We start from the raw sequence: 15154 nt of genomic DNA on the forward strand, positions 1-15154 counted from the left end.
AGTCGACCGTGCCTGGTGGATGAGTGTCCAGTTCGACCGGGCTGCCCGTCTCCTGACGGCGCGGCCGGATGGCGAGACGGTGCGCGGTGTCGCCGACCGGACCCGAAGCGGCCGCGTCGTCGAAGACGGTGTTCCGCGCTGGTTGCGCGTCCTCGCACTGCCCGATAGTCGGGCGCACGGTCCGATCTGGGACGGTCCGATAGCGGCGCCCACGCTGGCCGGGCTACGCCGTCCCGAGCTTCTGACCTGGGGTACGTGGAGGCCGCGGGACGACGCCGGTCAGGTGGTACGGGCCGAGCTGTGGGAACTGGTCGACGAGCCGGTCTGCTCCAGCCACGAGCAACTCACCCCAGCGCAGGCCCGCGCACTGCACCTCGGCCCAGGATGGTGGCGGAGCCTGGACGAGTCACTGAACCGTCTGGCGGCCTACGACACCACTCGTGTTCCCCGCACGCAGCAGCAGATCACTGCGGCGATGCGGAACGCCTACGGCCCCGACGTCCCCTCGACGGTCCGGCGATGGGTCACCCAGCACGGCGACCTGCGGTGGACGAACGTCACCGCAGGCACGCCGTACCTGCTGGATTGGGAGCATTGGGGCCTGGCCCCGGCCGGCGCGGACGCGGCGACGCTGTACTGCACGAGCCTGCTGGCCGCGGAGATGGCCGCAGATGTCCACCGGCGATACCGGCACGTACTGGACTCCCCCGATGGGCGTATCGCGCAGTTGTGCGTGTGCGTCCAGCTACGCCGCCACGCTGACATCGGTGCCCTGGCCGAGCCCCTTGACCGGCTCGCGCACAGCTTGCTGGCCCGGTGACCACTGTGGCGCCCGGTGTGAGCGCCGTGGGCAGGTGATGAGTATGCGGACGACCTGTGCGCGGAATTGCGCCGAGCGACATAGTGGACTTGCGACGGTTCGAGGGGACGATCGCCGGTTACCGGCGGTCTACCGCGAGAGAGTCAGAGGAGCGGAGCAAGCCCTGGCGATCGCCACCCTCGTCCATGCCAGAAGGGATCCTGCACGGGCTTGCGCCGGACGCTCTTCCGGGACGGATCGCCGCGAACAAACGCAGCGCGGCACGCCGTTTCCCTTTCGTCGTCCCCCGCGATCGGGAACGAGGTTCAGAGTCACGGTACCGACGACCATCAGATCCGCAGACCCTGGCCAAACAGTCCGCCTTCCGATTCCCGATGACTACCGGGATGTACGGCGTACCGCGCCTCCAACGCTCAGGCGACGGATGTGAGGGCGCGCAGATCGTGGGCCGCCGGAAGCCCGCGCACCTGGTCGGGTAGTGCGCGGAGAATCTGGCCGGTCAGAAGCCGTGTGCGGACGGTCGTCGATTCGGAGAGCTTCTGAGCGGTGGTGACCGCATGGTGGAGCCCGGCATCGACGTCCCGTGCCTTCACCAGAGCGGCCGCCCGCATCAGGTTCAGGTTGGCGACCGCCCCTCTGGCGTCCGGCGGGAAGAGATCCAAGGCACGCGTGAGTGCCGTCATTCCTCGATCGTCCCCCAGACGGGTGAAAACATAGGACTCCGCCCACCGCAATTGGCTCTCGCGGTAGGTCAGGACCGTTGGCCCGTCCGTTCCCTGTGTCAGCCGCTCGAACGTCTCCTTGGTCTTCTCGATGGACGCGAGCGCCTCGTTGCGGTTGCCCTGCCCTGCCGCCAGATAGGCCCGAGCGGCATACGCTCGGGCCAGTCCGGCAGACGGCTTCCCCCCAGCGATGCCGATGGCCTCATCCGTCAGGTCGGAGACGATCTGGTCAGACCGCTGCCCCCAGTAAGCGTCCTGTGCGGCTCTGCCCCGAACCCAGACCCGCAGAACCTTGTCACCTGAGGCGTCTGCCGCACGGCGCGCAATGCTCCAGGAGACCCGTGCGGCACGCGTGTCACCTATATCACCCAGCTCGATGGCCATCAGGCCCGATAGTCCGGCGCTGGTCCGCAGCAGCCCCGCTCGCTCCAAGGGCGCGTGCGGCCGGTCGAGCCGCCGCCCCACTGCGATGACGTCCGTCGCCAAATCGTTGAGCAAGGACCCGGCGGGCCTTCCCATGACCCGTTGCCCGTACTCGTGGACGGCCTGCTCCCAATCGTCCAAGCCCACGGCGCGATCAAAATGCTTGTCGGCGCTGAAACGGACCTTATCCAATACGCCGGGAAGGACTGCGACGCCGGCGCCTAGAGCAGTGACGAACTGGAGCGCGGCACGCCGTTTCACGTCATCCGTCCCACTGTCGGTAACAGGGCTCGGACTCACGGTACCGACCATCAAGTCCGTAGGCTCTGACCAAACGGCCCGCCTTCCGCTCCCAGATGACTACCGCAATGTAGTCCGCCCCAGTCATAAGGCGTCACGGCACCTTCGACACTCAGGCGACGGACGTCAGTGCGCGGAGCTCGCGGGCCGCGGGAAGCGTCCGGCCTCGATCGGGAAGCGCTCGGAGGATCTGCCTCGCAAGGAGTCTGGTGCCTGCGGTCACCGCGTCGGGACGATGCTGGATGATCGTGACCGCATGTCGTAGCCCGGAATCAGCGTCCCCCTCTCTCACGAGCGCTGCGGCCTGCATGAGCTTCAGGTTGGTGATCGGCCCTTGAGCGTCTACCGGGTAAAGCGCCAAGGCTTGTGCGAGCACCGACTCAGCCCGACGATCGCCCAAGCGCGTGAAGACGAAGGACTCCGCCCAGCGCAACTGGCTCTCGCGATAGGAGAGGACGCTTTGCTCATCCGTCGGACGCGAGAGTCGCTCGAATGTCTCGTTGATCCTCCTGATGGAGGCTATTGCACTCTTGTCGTCGCCTCTGCTCGCCGCCACGGCGGCCCGCGCCGCGTGGGCGCGGGCCAGGCCGGGGGAAGGTTTCCCCGCGGCGATGCCGATGGCTTCATCCGCGAGGTCGGTGACTACTTGATCAGTTCGGCCTGCCCAGTGGGCATCCTCGGCCGCTCTGCCACGAACCCAGACTCTGAGCGCGCAGTCACCCGATGCGTCCGCCGCGTGGCGCGCGGCGGACCACGAGACCCGAGCGGCCCTCGTATCGCCCACGTCACCCATTTCAATGGCCAGGAGGCCCGACAACCCGGCACTGACCCGCATGAGCCCGGCGCGATCACGCAGGTCCTGCGTTCGATCAAGACACTGACTCACGCGTAGGATGTCAGCGGTCAAATTGTTGACGAGGGCCCCGGTCGGCTGGGTCATGATCCGCTGTCCGTACTCGTGGACGGCCTGGTCCCACTCGTCCACGTCTACGGTGTGATCCAGAACCTTGTGGACACCGGAGAAGGATTCGCTGGACAGGCTCACCGAGACGACGGCGCCAGCTCCCAGCGCAGCGACCGATTGGAGTGCGGCACGCCGTTTCACGTCGACTTCCCCACCACCGGGAACAGGGTTCGAAGTTACGGTACCGACCGTCAAGCCCGCAGTTACTGGCCCACGAGTCCGTCTTCTGCTCCCTGATGACTACCGCGATGTAGCCCATCCCTATAACAGCTCGTCACAGGCCTTTTGGGGCCGGCGCGGCGGACATGAGGGCGCGGAGCTCGCGGGCCGCTGGGAGCGCGCGTGCCTGGTCGGGGAGCATGTGCAGGATTTGGCGCGCCAAAAGCCTGGTGCCTGCCTTCACAGCATCGCGGCGATCCTGGATGACCGTGACCGCATGTTGGAGGCCAGAGTCGATGTCCCTCGCCTTCACCAAGGACGCCGCCCGCATCATCTGCAGGCTGGTGATCGACGTCTGGGCCTTCGGCGGGTAGAGGGCCAATGCATGCTCAAGCGCTGCTGAAGCTCGTTTATCCCCCAAATGGACGAAGACGAAGGTCTCCGCCCCAAGCAGTTGGCTCTCACTGAAGGAAAGGGTGGTCTGTCCGTCCGTTCCCTGCGGAAGGGTTTCGAACGTCTCCCTTGTCTTCTCGATCGCGGCGAGCGCGCCTTCACCATCCCCACGCTCAGCCGCGAGGCAGGCCCGCGCCGCGTGGGCCCGGGCAAGTCCCGCCGATGGCCTGCCATCGGCGATCCTAATGGCCTCGTCGGTCAGGTTGATGACAGCCTGATCAGACCGCTCGACCCGATAGCCAGCCTGTGCCGCTCTGCCGCGTATCCATACCCGCACGTCACGGTTACCTGAGGCGTCCGCCGCCCGGCGGGCGATGTTCCAGGAGATACGCGCGGCACGATCATCTCCGACATCATCGAGTTCGACGGCCAGGAGGCCCGACAACCCTGCGCTGACCCGCATGAGCCCGGCGCGGTCCGAGGGCACGTGTGTCCGTTCGAGTAGCTGTCCGACGGTAATGACGTCGGCCACCAGATTTTGGATCAGCGCACCGGCCGACCTGGCCGTGATTCGCTGTCCGTACTCGTGGACGGCCTGGTCCCACTCGTCCACGTTCACGGTGTGGTCGAGGGCCCGATCGACACCGGAGAAGATCTCCTCCATGACCCCGGCCGGGACGGCGGTCCCGGCGCTGGTTGCGGTGAACAACCGGAGTGCGGCGCGGCGTTTCACGTCGTGGTCCCTGTCGTCGGGAGCATGGCTTCCCGATACGGTACCCATGGCCTGATCGATGGACTCCTGTCCGAACAGCTCCTTTTCTGTCAATTCGAACACGATCGCGTAGGCGTGGCCCCAGTCGGCGGGGAAGACCTCGCCTTTCTCGTGGCGGTTGTTCTGCCTTGCCAGGTGCTTGACCTGGCTCGTGTCGGGATGATCGATACCGACGGCGGCGTACATGCGGCGGGCCGTCTTGAACGGGCCCCAGCCGCGGGCGAGCCGTTCGCGGCGGATGCGGACGGCCCAGGCGGGAAGCTGCTGGTCAGTCATCGGTTGACGCCCTTCGGCCGGGGAGACGGAGGGGACCCGGGACCCCTCTCACACCGCCAGTGTCGCCTTTCTCGGTCCGTGCGCACTCGATTTCACTGAGTAAAGACGGGAATTCTCGCCCGTCCTTTGAAGCCGAGCGGGGTTCGGTGCTTATTCGGCACCGGGCCGGGTTCTTGATCCAGAAAGCGGAGGCCGGATCGTGGGCGATCGGAAAGCCCGGCCGTTGCGGCGGCCGGACATTGCCGGGGTGCGTCCGAAAAGCCAGATATATGTGTGGCCTTTGGACGAGCGGACGCCGCGGGCGGCGCGGCGGGCCGTCGCGGGCCTGCTGGACCGGTGGGGCGTGGCGGAGGCCGACGCGGACGACGTGGTGCTGCTGGTGTCCGAGGTCGTCACCAACGCCGTGCGGCATGTGCGGCGCGAGCTGCGGGACGGCGGGGTGGTGAGGGTCCGGGTGCGTGTGACGGGCGGGCGGCTCAGGGTGGACGTGACCGACCCCGAGCCGGGATGTCCCCGGCTCGGGGCGGCCGGGGAGAACGACGAGGGGCACCGGGGCCTGATCGTGGTCGCGGCGTGCGCGGGCCGGTGGGGGTGGCGGCCGGGGCCGGGCGGGGGCAAGACCGTTTGGTGGACGCAGGACGTGACGCGCGGCGGCCGGCGGGCGGGTCGGCGGCTGATCCACGGGTGCGGCCGCGCGGTGTTGGTCCTGCTGGCCAGAGGCCGGTGATGGCCCGCCATCGCAGGCGTGACGTGCGCGGTCCCGTCCACGCGCCCTCGATCCGCGCGGACCTGTACCTCGCGCGGCTGGCGGACGTCCTCAAGGCCCACGGGTGGGCGGTCTCCCTGACCCGCGTGGGCACGCTGCCCGTGCTGCGGGTCACCGACCTGCGGGCGCCGACGGTGGGCGAGGGCGTCGTGGTGACGCTCGTCTCGGACGCCACGGGGAACCGGGGTCCGTGGTTCCGGTCCTCGACGGGCGTCCTGCTGGCCCCGTGCTCCGAGCCGGCGCGGGCCGAGGAGGGGATCTGCGTCCTTCTCACGCCGCTCATCGCGAGGGCGCTGTCGGCGTCCAGGCAGCGGTGACGCCGTGTGCAACGAATCCTCGCGAAGAGCCTTGAAGAAGCAACGAAATACCAGCTCAGCGCAAGTTCGGCGCATTGGTTTACAGCGGTTCTCTTCTTAGGCTTGCGATCGTTCCCTCTTCTTCGGACACTCCTGGAGACACGCATGTCCGTCATGCCGGCCATGGAGCCGAGCACCGTCCCCGCGCGGACCGCGCTGCGGCGGCATTACCTGATGTGCCGTCCCGAGCACTTCGCCGTCACGTACGCGATCAACCCGTGGATGGATCCGGCGGCGGGCGCCGACGCGGGGCGGGCCGTGGAGCAGTGGGAGGCGCTGCGGGCCGCGTACGTCGCGCTGGGTCACGAGGTGAGCCTGATCGATCCGATCGCGGGGCTGCCCGACATGGTGTTCGCGGCGAACGGCGCGCTGGTCGTCGGCGGACGCGCGTACGGCGCGCGGTTCCGGTATCCGCAGCGGCGGGCGGAGGGCCCCGCGTACGCGGACTGGCTCAGGGGCAACGGGTTCGCCGAGGTGCTGGAGCCGGAGCACACCAACGAGGGCGAGGGCGACTTCCTCACGCTGGACCACGTGATCCTGGCCGGGACGGGCTTCCGGACGGACATCGCCGCCCACCAGGAGGCGCAGGAGTTCCTCGGACGGCCCGTAGTGACGCTGCGGCTGGTCGATCCGCGCTTCTACCACCTGGACACGGCCTTGTTCCCGCTCGGTGGCGACAATGTGGCGTACTACCCCGGCGCGTTCTCGCCGGGCAGCCGCGCGGTGCTGGAGAGACTGTTCCCGGACGCGGTCCTCGCCGGGGAGCGGGACGCGGCGGTGCTCGGGCTCAACGCCGTGTGCGACGGGCGCAACGTCGTCGTCGACGCCGGGGCGGTGGAGCTGATCGGCACGCTGCGGGGCCACGGATACGAGCCCGTTCCCGTCGATCTGTCGGAGTTGCGCAAGGCGGGCGGCGGGCCCAAGTGCTGCACGCTGGAGCTCCGTCCGTGATCAGCTGACGGCCTGGTCCGCCGCGCGCTCGCGGCGGACCAGGTGGCGGGTGCGCAGGACGCCCGCGACGCCGATCGTCCAGATGGGGATCTGGACGGTCCAGGCCGCGCGGAACGCGCCCGGGGTGAAGTCCCGGCCGGGCGACAGGGCGTCCAGGACGAGGCCGATGAGCAGGATCGTGACCAGGGCGGCGGTGAATCCGCCCACGTTGACGATGCCGGTCGCGGTGCCCTGCTTCCCGGGCGGGTTGAACGTGCGGGCGTAGTCGAAGCCGATCATCGCGCCGGGGCCGCCCAGCGCGACGCAGAGGACGAGCAGGACGAGCAGCCAGGACGGGGCGGGCGGCGGCCACGCGAGGGTGACCGCCCAGGCCGCGACGTTGACCGCGACGATGCCGAGGACGAGCCGGGACCGCCGCAGCGGACGGCGGGCGACGAGCCTGCCGACGAGGGGCCCGGACACGACGTTGGCCAGGACGAACAGGGTCAGCAGGGTGGACGCCGCGGCGGGGCTCATGCCCTGGCCGGACACCAGGTACGGAAATCCCCACATCAGCGCGAACGTGTTGGACGAGAACTGGGTGACGAAGTGCGTCCAGAGGCCGAGCCGGGTTCCCGGACGGCGCCAGGCGGCGCGCACGTCGCGGCCGATCTCGCGGAGGGACGGCGGCGCGGGCCGGGTGGTGCGCGGCGCGTCCCGCAGAACGGCGAGGGCGAGGACGCCGATGAGGGTGCCGAGCGCGGCGGCGGAGCCGTAGGCGGCGCCCCACCCGGGGCCGTGCAGGAGCGCCGCGAGCGGGACGGCGCTGAGCACCTGCCCGAGCTGGCCGAGGAGCCCGGTGAGCTGCGTGACGACGGGGACCTGCCGTCCGGGGAACCAGGACGCGACGATCGCGAGCACGCTGATGAACGTCATCGCGTCGCCCGCGCCGACCATGACGCGGGCGGCGACCGCGCCGCCGATGCCGGTGGAGACGGCCATCAGCGCCTGCCCCGCCGCCATCAGCAGCGCGCCCCCGGCGATCATGCGGCGCGGGCCGACGCGGTCGAGCATGAGGCCGACGGGGATTTGGAGTCCCGCGTAGACCAGCAGTTGCAGGACGGTGAAGGACGCGAGCATCCCGGCGGACGCGTCGAAGCGGTGCACGGCGTCGAGCCCGGCGACGCCGAGGGACGTCCTATGCAGGATCGCCGCGACGTAGGCGAGGACGCCCACGGACCACAGCGCCCAGGCGAGGGGCGCGGCGCCCTGTTTCCGTGCCTCCCGGGAGACCTGGGGGTTTTGGACGGTTTGCACGGATAACTAAGTTATGTCATCTGCCTCGGGGGGCCGCGCGCAGGTGCATCCGTTCCCCCTGCGGGCCGAACAGGCTGAGCAGCTCGACCGGCCCGCCCGCGCCGCCGAACCAGTGCGGCAGCCGGGTGTCGAACTCGGCGGCCTCGCCCGGCTCCAGCACCATGTCGCGCCCGGCCAGGATGAGCCGCAGCCGCCCGTTCAGCACGTACAGCCAGTCATAGCCCTCGTGGGTCCGCGGGTCGGTCTCGGCCCGCTCCGGGACGATCATCTTGAACGCCTGCACGCCGCCGGGACGGCGGGTCAGCGGCAGCACGATCATGTCGCCCCGCCGCTGCGCCCGCGGCCTGATCCGCGGGTCGCCGACCGCCGGGGCGCCGACCAGTTCGTCCAGCGGCACCTGGTGCGCCTGCGCGAGCGGCAGCAGCAGTTCCAGGCTGGGGCGCCGCTTGCCCGACTCCAGCCGGGACAAGGTGCTGACCGAGATCCCGGTGGCCTCGGCGAGCGTGGCCAACGTCACGTCCCGTTCTTGCCGCAGCCGCCGGAGCCTCGGCCCGACACCGGCGAGCACATCCTCCGTCGTGTCCATGCGTTCATTGCAGGAACGGCAATGTCGTTTGTCAAATCAGGAAGGTGATGAAGGCCAGGCCCGTACCTGTCCGGCGCAAGCGCGGGCGTGCCGGCACGGGGGCACCGGCACGCCTCCGGGGAGCGCTACTTCGGCAGTGTGATGTTGCACTCCCAGGTGCACTTCCAGGTCTTCTCTCCGACCTTCCCGTCGATTTTCAGACCTGCCATCTTCTGAAGGTCCCTGGCGTCGTCCTCGGACTTCGGCCCGTAGATGCCGTCGACCTTGAGGTCGAACCCACGCTTGACCATCTGCTTCTGCCAGGTGCGCACCTGCTCGCCCTTCGTCGGCGGCGGCTGCTTGAGCGGGTGACCGGGGTAGGGCGGCGCATGACCCGTTGTGGCTTCTGTGGCACTTGCTTCAGTCATGTCAATCACTCCTCGAACGACTTCTTATCCCAGAATCCATAAGGCCAGGTCGATCCCACAACACCCCACAGGGAAGTAGGGGGTAAAAGTGCACCCCTCCCCTTAAAGCGAACGCTTTGCGATGAAAGTTCAATGGCTTTTCACCGGCGCCGCTCGCACATATTCCGTGTGGGTCGCCCCCGCGCGCGGCTCAGCGGACCCAGAGCTCGTAGAAGAGGTCCAGGCCGACGGACTTGGGCACACACCGGTACTCCCGCCAGTCACCGTTGGTCACACCGGCCTGACCGGTGAGATCGCACCACCCGCAGGTGAAGAGCAAGGTGACGGATCGATACCCCGGGGGCACCCCGAACGCGCACTCCCCGCGCTGCGAGGGCGAAGCGGGGACGGCGGCGGCACCGGCGGACACCGTGCCGACGGTCGCCGTCCCGGCGCTCGCGGTGCCGGACGCCGGGCCGAAGACGGCGATCATTGTTCCGGCGAGCAGAGCCGCCGATAAGGGACGGACGGTCGGGTAAATCGTCATGGGAGCGCCCTTTCCTAAGGGGTGACGGTCCTTTATCTTCTCCGATACTCTTCAGTTTGTTCCTCGGCGTCGCCGGGCGAGGGGGGTGGCGTCCCCGTGAGTGTTCAGTTCCGTCCAGGTCAGGAATCAGCGATTTCTCGGCAACGATGAGAGTGATCGGCATGGGGACCAGCGAGCGGGAGTGGCAGCAGAGGCGGGCCGCGCTGAACTCCGGGCGTGACCGCCTCGGGCGGATCGCGACCGGCCTGTACCCCGGCGTGCCGCGCGTCGAGGGCACGCCGCTGATGTGCCGGGAAGGCTGGATCCCGGCGGCTCCGATCCCGCTGGAGGACGTCCGGCTGGAATGGGACGCCGATCCCGCCCCGGCCGCCGTCGCGGGCCCGTCCGACGGGCTCCCCCGCGGTCACCGGACGTACGCCGAGGCCATGGCGGCGCTCGCCCCGCCCGCCGTCTTCGAGGACCGTCCGAGCTACCGCCTGATCGGCGCGGCACCACCGGTGCTGCGGTTCGGCCCGGCCCGCTACTTCGACGGCGTCAACGTGGGCGAGGCCGTGGCCCACGAACTCGCCGCCACCGCCACTGACGACGCCACCGACGGCGACGGCGACCGCGACGGCTTGCCGCTGCGGGAACGGATCGGTGACCCCTGTGACCTGGGGCAGCGCGCGGCGCTGACCGCGATCACCACGCTGACCGTCACCGTGTCCGGCTCCTACGTCTTGCACTGGCGTGACCCGGCGAAGGTCGCGCACGCGGGCGGGCTCCACCAGGTCATGCCCGTGGGGGTCTTCCAACCCCTGGACGGCGAGCGCCGGGACGACGGGCACCGGGACCTCGACCTGTGGCGGTGCATGGTCCGCGAGTACGCCGAGGAGCTCCTCGGTGCGGGCGAGGACTATCCGCCCGGATTCGTCCAGGACGAGTGGCCGTTCCACAGGGACCTGACCGCCGCCCGGGCGTCCGACGCAGTCCGTGCCTACTTCCTCGGCCTGGGCGTCGATCCGCTGACGCTCGCCCTGGACCTCCTCACCGCCGTGGTGTTCGAGGACGCGGCGTTCGGCGCGCTGTTCGGCGGGCTCGTCGACGTCAACGACGAGGGGACGGTCTCGACCGCGCCGTTCGACGGGACGGTCCCCGAGCCCATGCAGCCCGCCGGTGCCGCCGCGCTCCGGCTGGCGTGGCGGCATCGGGCGGCCCTGGGGATCACGCCCGGGTGAGCGCCTTCATCTCGTCCAGCGCGTCCACGAGATGGTCGACGATCTCCCCGGGGTCGGGGACGAGGTCGCGGCAGGCGACGACGCCGACGTCCACCGTGCCGTCGTAGGAGAACACGGTGATGTTGAGGCCGCCGCTGAGGTCGCTGACGAGTGAGAGCGGGTGGTAGGAGAGCACCCGGGCGCCGCACATGTACAGCGGGAACTGCGGGCCCGGCACGTTCGAGACGATCAGGTTGAGGGGACGCAGCGGGAGGGACGGGGCCGCGCGCAGGGCGAGACGGGTGGCGGGCCCGGCGACCGGCGCGGGCAGGAGCCCGCTGACCTCCCGCACCCAGTCCCCCGAGGACATCGTGAACCGGCGCTTGGCCAGGTCCATATCGCGCCGGACCGCCGCGAAGCGGTCCGCCGGGTCGGGCACGTGGGTGGCCAGCGGCACGGTCATGAGCGACACCTGGTTCCCCGATCCGGAGGCCCCGCCGGACGCGCCGCCGGAGGCCCCGCCGGACGCCCCGCCGGACGCCCCGCGGCGCAGCGACACCGGGACACCGGCCACGAGCGGACGGCCCGGCAGGTCGCCGCGCTTGTCCAGCCACTGGCGCAGCGCCGCCGCGCACAGCGCCATGACGACGTCGTTGACGCTGCCGCCGAGCGCCCGCCGGATCTCCTTGATCTCTGCCAGCGGCAGCCCGCCCCACGCCACCGAGCGGTGCGGGCCGATCGGCCGGTTGAAGAGGGTGGACGGCGCGCTCGGCCGGGGCGCGCGGGGCACGCCGCCGCGGCGCAGGACGCCCTGCACCGCCGACGCCAGCGGCCCGACACCCGGAAGGGCCGCGATGCCCGGGATGTCGTCCAGCTGCGGGACGGTGCGCGCCACGGACACGGCCGTCCGGATGGGGTACGTCACCGCCTTCAGCAACCCCGCGCCGAGCATGTCGGCCGTCGCGGGGGCGCGCGCGGGAGCGGGCTCGTCCGAGGGCAGATCGCGCGGTTCGGGAGACAGGTCCAGCAGCGCGGCGAGCGCCTCGGCGGCCATCACCCCGTCGACGGCCGCGTGGTGCACCTTCGCGTAGAGCGCCGTCCGCCCGCCCTCCAGCCCGTGGATGAGCACCATCTCCCACAGCGGACGCGACCGGTCGAGCGGCTGCTCGTGCAGGAGCGCCACGACGTCGGCGAGCCGCGTCCCGTCCGCTGGCGGGGACAGCTCGATCTCGTGGACGTGGCGCGCGGGGTCGAAGTCCGGGTCGTCCTCCCAGTAGGGGAGGTCCAGGCCGAGCGGCACCTGGACGAGCCGCCGCCGCAGCGGGAGCGGGGCGAGGTGCGCGCGGGCCCTGACCAGCTCGGTCACCTGCTCGGCGGTGAGCCTCCCGCCCGGATGGGAGGACGTGTCGAGAACGCACAGGCCCGCGATGTGGGCGAGGGTGCTGCCGGTCTCGGCGTTGAGGAAGGTGGCGTCCACGGTGGTCAGCTGGCTCATTCTCGTCCCGTCCGGTGGCTTTGTTCCTGTCCTACCTTTCTAGGTGGTATGTGGTGCTGCTGCGGACGGTCAACGGCTGGGCCCAGAAGTTACGCCGACTTAACGAGGCGTTTCACCCTGTTAATCCACAAATTTCGGATGACCTTGAAAATTTCCGTCACTCTTCCGGCCTCATGCGGTCAGGGAACTTCACAGGCCCGATCAGGGAACGGCGGCAAGATCACCCCGTTAGGGTGGTCCTCCATGACCGCACGACCACTCTCCGAGATCGTCGAGGCGGGCTGGGCGACGGCGCTGGCGCCCGTCGCCGGGACGATCGCCGCCGCGGGCGACTGGCTGCGCGCCGAGGTCGCCGCCGGGCGCCGCTACCTCCCCGCCGGGAACCTCATCCTCAGGGCGTTCACCCAGCCCTTCGACGATGTGCGCGTCCTGATCGTCGGGCAGGACCCCTATCCGACGCCCGGCCACCCCGTCGGCCTCAGCTTCTCGGTGGCCCCGGACGTCCGCCCGCTCCCCGCCAGCCTGATCAACATCTTCCGCGAGTACTGCGACGACCTCGGCCATCCCCAGCCGTCCAACGGCGACCTCACCCCCTGGGCCGAGCAGGGCGTGCTGCTGCTCAACCGGGCCCTCACCGTGATGCCGGGCAAGCCCAACTCGCACCGCGACAAGGGCTGGGAAGAGGTCACCGAGCAGGCCATCCGCGCCCTCGCAGCCCGCGGCCGTCCCCTGGTGGCCATCCTCTGGGGGCGCAACGCCCGCAACCTCAGGCCGATGCTCGGCGGCGTCCCCTGCATCGAGTCACCCCACCCGAGCCCCTACTCCGCCGACAGCGGCTTCTTCGGATCCCGGCCCTTCAGCCGCGCGAACCAGCTCCTCGAACAACAGGGCGCCCACCCCGTCGACTGGAAACTCCCCTAAGTCGACTGGAAAGTCCCCTAGCCCAGCCCCGGGTCCTAATCGCGCGGGAGGCGGCGGAGGAGGGCGGCGAACTCGTCGGAGCCCTCCGGGAGGCTGGTGGCGGGGAGGGGGGTCAGGCGGCGCTCACCGTGACTCCAGTAGACGCCGGGGGCGCAGGGGTCGTCGGCGGCCTCGTGCATCTCCTGGACGACGTCGGCGAAGACGGGGAGCACCTCGCGGACGGCCGTCGAGGTGATGGGGTAGAGCAGGAGCGTGCTGTGGCAGGGGACGCCGACCAGGGCGCCATGGCGGTTGGGCCCCGGGAGGAACTGGTCGACCTCGCTGAGAAGCGCCGACACGTAGCGGCTGCCCGGCTTGGTGACGACGCGGACGTTGCGTCCCGGGAGCAGCGGCTGATCGCGGACGGCGACGTCGGCCAGCTCGCGGTCGTGGGTGTTGGTCATCACGTAGCCGAGCTTGCGGAGGCCGAGGAGGCCGGCGCGGGCCTTGGTGAGGGGGCCGCCGTAGCGGGGGTGCTCGATCATCACCATCGCGTCGAAGTGGTCGCCGGCGGGCACCACGACCAGGCCCTCGCGGTCGCGGGGGGCGAGCTTCGGGACGATCCGCAGCCGCAGCAGCTCGCGGACGTCGCCGAACAGCTCCATCTCGCCGACGGCGAGGAACGCGCGGTCGCCGACCTCGCGGACCCATTCGTCCACGACCTTCGGCCAGGCCGAGCGCGGCTCGCGGGCGCAGCGCTCCAGCACCGTCCAGCTGGAGGCGCGCGCCTCCGACCTCCCGACGGGCAGCACCACCTCCGAGGTGCCGGAGTCGAACCAGGCGGTCGGCGCGAGGTCCGGGAGCACGTCACGGATGAGCGCGTGCACGTCCGCCGCGGCGTCCAACGGTTCCATGCTCATCCCCTTTCACCGATCACGTCACCCCCCAACCTTCTCAGAGTTCCGGCCGGTTGTGTGATCCATCGCGATCCTGCGCCCCGCTCGCTGATCAGGGGTGGCTCAAGTACGGTGCTTCCATGTCCGAAATCGTGTACCCGCCGGTGATCAAGACGGCTCTCGGAGTGTTCAAGGCCCTGAACATCAGGGTCCGTCTGGAGGGGACCGACCAGATCCCCCGCACCGGCGGCGCGGTGCTGGTCAGCAACCACGTCAGCTACCTGGACTTCATCTTCGCGGGGCTCGCCGCGTACCCGGCCGGGCGGCTGGTGCGGTTCATGGCCAAGAAGGAGATCTTCGACAGCCGGGTGGGCGGGCCGCTGATGCGCGGGATGCATCACATCCCGGTGGACCGGGAGGCGGGCGCGTCGTCGTACGCGGCGGCGCTGAAGGCGCTCAAGAGCGGGGAGATCGTCGGCGTGTTCGCCGAGGCGACGATCAGCCGCTCGTTCACGGTGAAGGACATCAAGAGCGGCGCGGTGCGGATGGCGGTGGCGGGGAAGGTGCCGCTGATCCCCGTCGCGGTGTGGGGCCCGCAGCGGATGTGGACGAAGGGCCGCAAGCGTCGGCTGCTCCAGCGCAACGTCCCGGTGGCGGTCCTCGTCGGTGAGCCGCTGTACCCCAAGCGCGGCGACGACTACGACCAGGTCACCCGCGACCTGCGGGCCGCGATGTCGGCGCTGCTGGAGAAGGCGCAGCGCGAGTACCCCGACGTGCCGCGCCCGGGCGAGACGTGGTGGCAGCCCGCCTACCTGGGCGGATCGGCGCCGACGCCCGGCGAGGCCGAGAAGCTCGACCTCCAGGAGGCCGAGGCCCGCAAGGCGGCCCGGGGGTCCGGGGCCTGAACGGCTAATTCGGTGGACGCCGCCGCGCGCCGCGTCTGATCATCG

At 70.2% G+C, this 15154-nt stretch carries 16 protein-coding genes; 7 read left to right on the forward strand and 9 right to left on the reverse strand.

Annotated elements, in window-relative coordinates; genetic code table 11:
* Window positions 1-19 precede the first annotated feature (19 nt).
* A complete protein-coding gene (locus AGRA3207_RS12595) occupies window positions 20-820 on the forward strand; it encodes a hypothetical protein (RefSeq protein WP_231334796.1) in 801 nt (266 codons plus the stop codon).
* A 413-nt stretch (window positions 821-1233) separates the two neighbouring features.
* Here the strand turns inward: AGRA3207_RS12595 and AGRA3207_RS12600 are convergent, their stop codons facing one another.
* From AGRA3207_RS12600 to AGRA3207_RS12610, 3 genes are all read right to left on the reverse strand, one after another.
* Window positions 1234-2226 (reverse strand): XRE family transcriptional regulator, encoded by a 993-nt coding sequence (locus AGRA3207_RS12600; RefSeq protein ID WP_231334797.1) that lies wholly within the window; start codon window positions 2224-2226, stop codon window positions 1234-1236.
* Between the two features lie 151 nt (window positions 2227-2377).
* Window positions 2378-3370 carry an XRE family transcriptional regulator gene (locus AGRA3207_RS12605; RefSeq protein WP_231334798.1) on the reverse strand — a complete coding sequence of 331 codons (993 nt, stop codon included), beginning with the start codon at window positions 3368-3370 and terminating at the stop codon, window positions 2378-2380.
* Between the two features lie 133 nt (window positions 3371-3503).
* A complete protein-coding gene (locus tag AGRA3207_RS12610) occupies window positions 3504-4829 on the reverse strand; it encodes an XRE family transcriptional regulator (RefSeq protein WP_231334799.1) in 1326 nt (441 codons plus the stop codon).
* Between the two features lie 247 nt (window positions 4830-5076).
* Here AGRA3207_RS12610 and AGRA3207_RS12615 point away from each other — a divergent pair, with 247 nt between their 5' ends.
* From AGRA3207_RS12615 to ddaH, 3 genes are all read left to right on the forward strand, one after another.
* Window positions 5077-5556: an ATP-binding protein gene (locus AGRA3207_RS12615; protein ID WP_231334800.1), complete on the forward strand. Its 480-nt coding sequence runs from the start codon at window positions 5077-5079 to the stop codon at window positions 5554-5556.
* 23 nt (window positions 5557-5579) lie between these two features.
* Window positions 5580-5912, forward strand: coding sequence for a hypothetical protein (locus AGRA3207_RS12620; RefSeq protein WP_231334801.1), 333 nt, complete (start codon window positions 5580-5582; stop codon window positions 5910-5912).
* A 153-nt stretch (window positions 5913-6065) separates the two neighbouring features.
* Window positions 6066-6902 (forward strand): dimethylargininase, encoded by an 837-nt coding sequence (ddaH, locus tag AGRA3207_RS12625; RefSeq protein WP_420830909.1) that lies wholly within the window; start codon window positions 6066-6068, stop codon window positions 6900-6902.
* Here ddaH and AGRA3207_RS12630 read toward each other — a convergent pair whose 3' ends face one another.
* From AGRA3207_RS12630 to AGRA3207_RS12645, 4 genes are all read right to left on the reverse strand, one after another.
* Window positions 6903-8198, reverse strand: coding sequence for an MFS transporter (locus AGRA3207_RS12630; RefSeq protein ID WP_231334803.1), 1296 nt, complete (start codon window positions 8196-8198; stop codon window positions 6903-6905).
* A gap of 16 nt (window positions 8199-8214) precedes the next feature.
* Window positions 8215-8784, reverse strand: coding sequence for a helix-turn-helix domain-containing protein (locus AGRA3207_RS12635; protein ID WP_231334804.1), 570 nt, complete (start codon window positions 8782-8784; stop codon window positions 8215-8217).
* 125 nt (window positions 8785-8909) lie between these two features.
* Complete coding sequence (locus tag AGRA3207_RS12640) at window positions 8910-9191, reverse strand: peptidoglycan-binding domain-containing protein (RefSeq protein ID WP_231334805.1); 282 nt, start codon at window positions 9189-9191, stop codon at window positions 8910-8912.
* Window positions 9192-9381: 190 nt separating this feature from the next.
* Window positions 9382-9717, reverse strand: a complete 336-nt coding sequence (locus AGRA3207_RS12645; protein WP_231334806.1) for a hypothetical protein — start codon at window positions 9715-9717, stop codon at window positions 9382-9384.
* Window positions 9718-9878: 161 nt separating this feature from the next.
* Between AGRA3207_RS12645 and AGRA3207_RS12650 the strand changes: the two genes are divergently transcribed.
* Entirely contained in the window at window positions 9879-10934 is a 1056-nt protein-coding gene (locus AGRA3207_RS12650; RefSeq protein WP_231334807.1) for a hypothetical protein, read from the forward strand.
* On the opposite strand, the gene AGRA3207_RS12655 is transcribed toward AGRA3207_RS12650, so the two are convergent.
* Window positions 10921-12408, reverse strand: coding sequence for a WS/DGAT/MGAT family O-acyltransferase (locus AGRA3207_RS12655; RefSeq protein WP_231334808.1), 1488 nt, complete (start codon window positions 12406-12408; stop codon window positions 10921-10923). The genes AGRA3207_RS12650 and AGRA3207_RS12655 overlap by 14 nt on opposite strands.
* Before the next feature lie 243 nt (window positions 12409-12651).
* Between AGRA3207_RS12655 and AGRA3207_RS12660 the strand changes: the two genes are divergently transcribed.
* Window positions 12652-13329 (forward strand): uracil-DNA glycosylase, encoded by a 678-nt coding sequence (locus AGRA3207_RS12660; RefSeq protein WP_231334809.1) that lies wholly within the window; start codon window positions 12652-12654, stop codon window positions 13327-13329.
* A 35-nt stretch (window positions 13330-13364) separates the two neighbouring features.
* Here the strand turns inward: AGRA3207_RS12660 and AGRA3207_RS12665 are convergent, their stop codons facing one another.
* Window positions 13365-14222, reverse strand: a complete 858-nt coding sequence (locus tag AGRA3207_RS12665) for a hypothetical protein (RefSeq protein WP_231334810.1) — start codon at window positions 14220-14222, stop codon at window positions 13365-13367.
* Between the two features lie 122 nt (window positions 14223-14344).
* Between AGRA3207_RS12665 and AGRA3207_RS12670 the strand changes: the two genes are divergently transcribed.
* A complete protein-coding gene (locus AGRA3207_RS12670; protein ID WP_231334811.1) occupies window positions 14345-15109 on the forward strand; it encodes a lysophospholipid acyltransferase family protein in 765 nt (254 codons plus the stop codon).
* Window positions 15110-15154: the final 45 nt, after the last annotated feature.

This window comes from Actinomadura graeca (assembly GCF_019175365.1).
Lineage (GTDB): Bacteria > Actinomycetota > Actinomycetes > Streptosporangiales > Streptosporangiaceae > Spirillospora > Spirillospora graeca.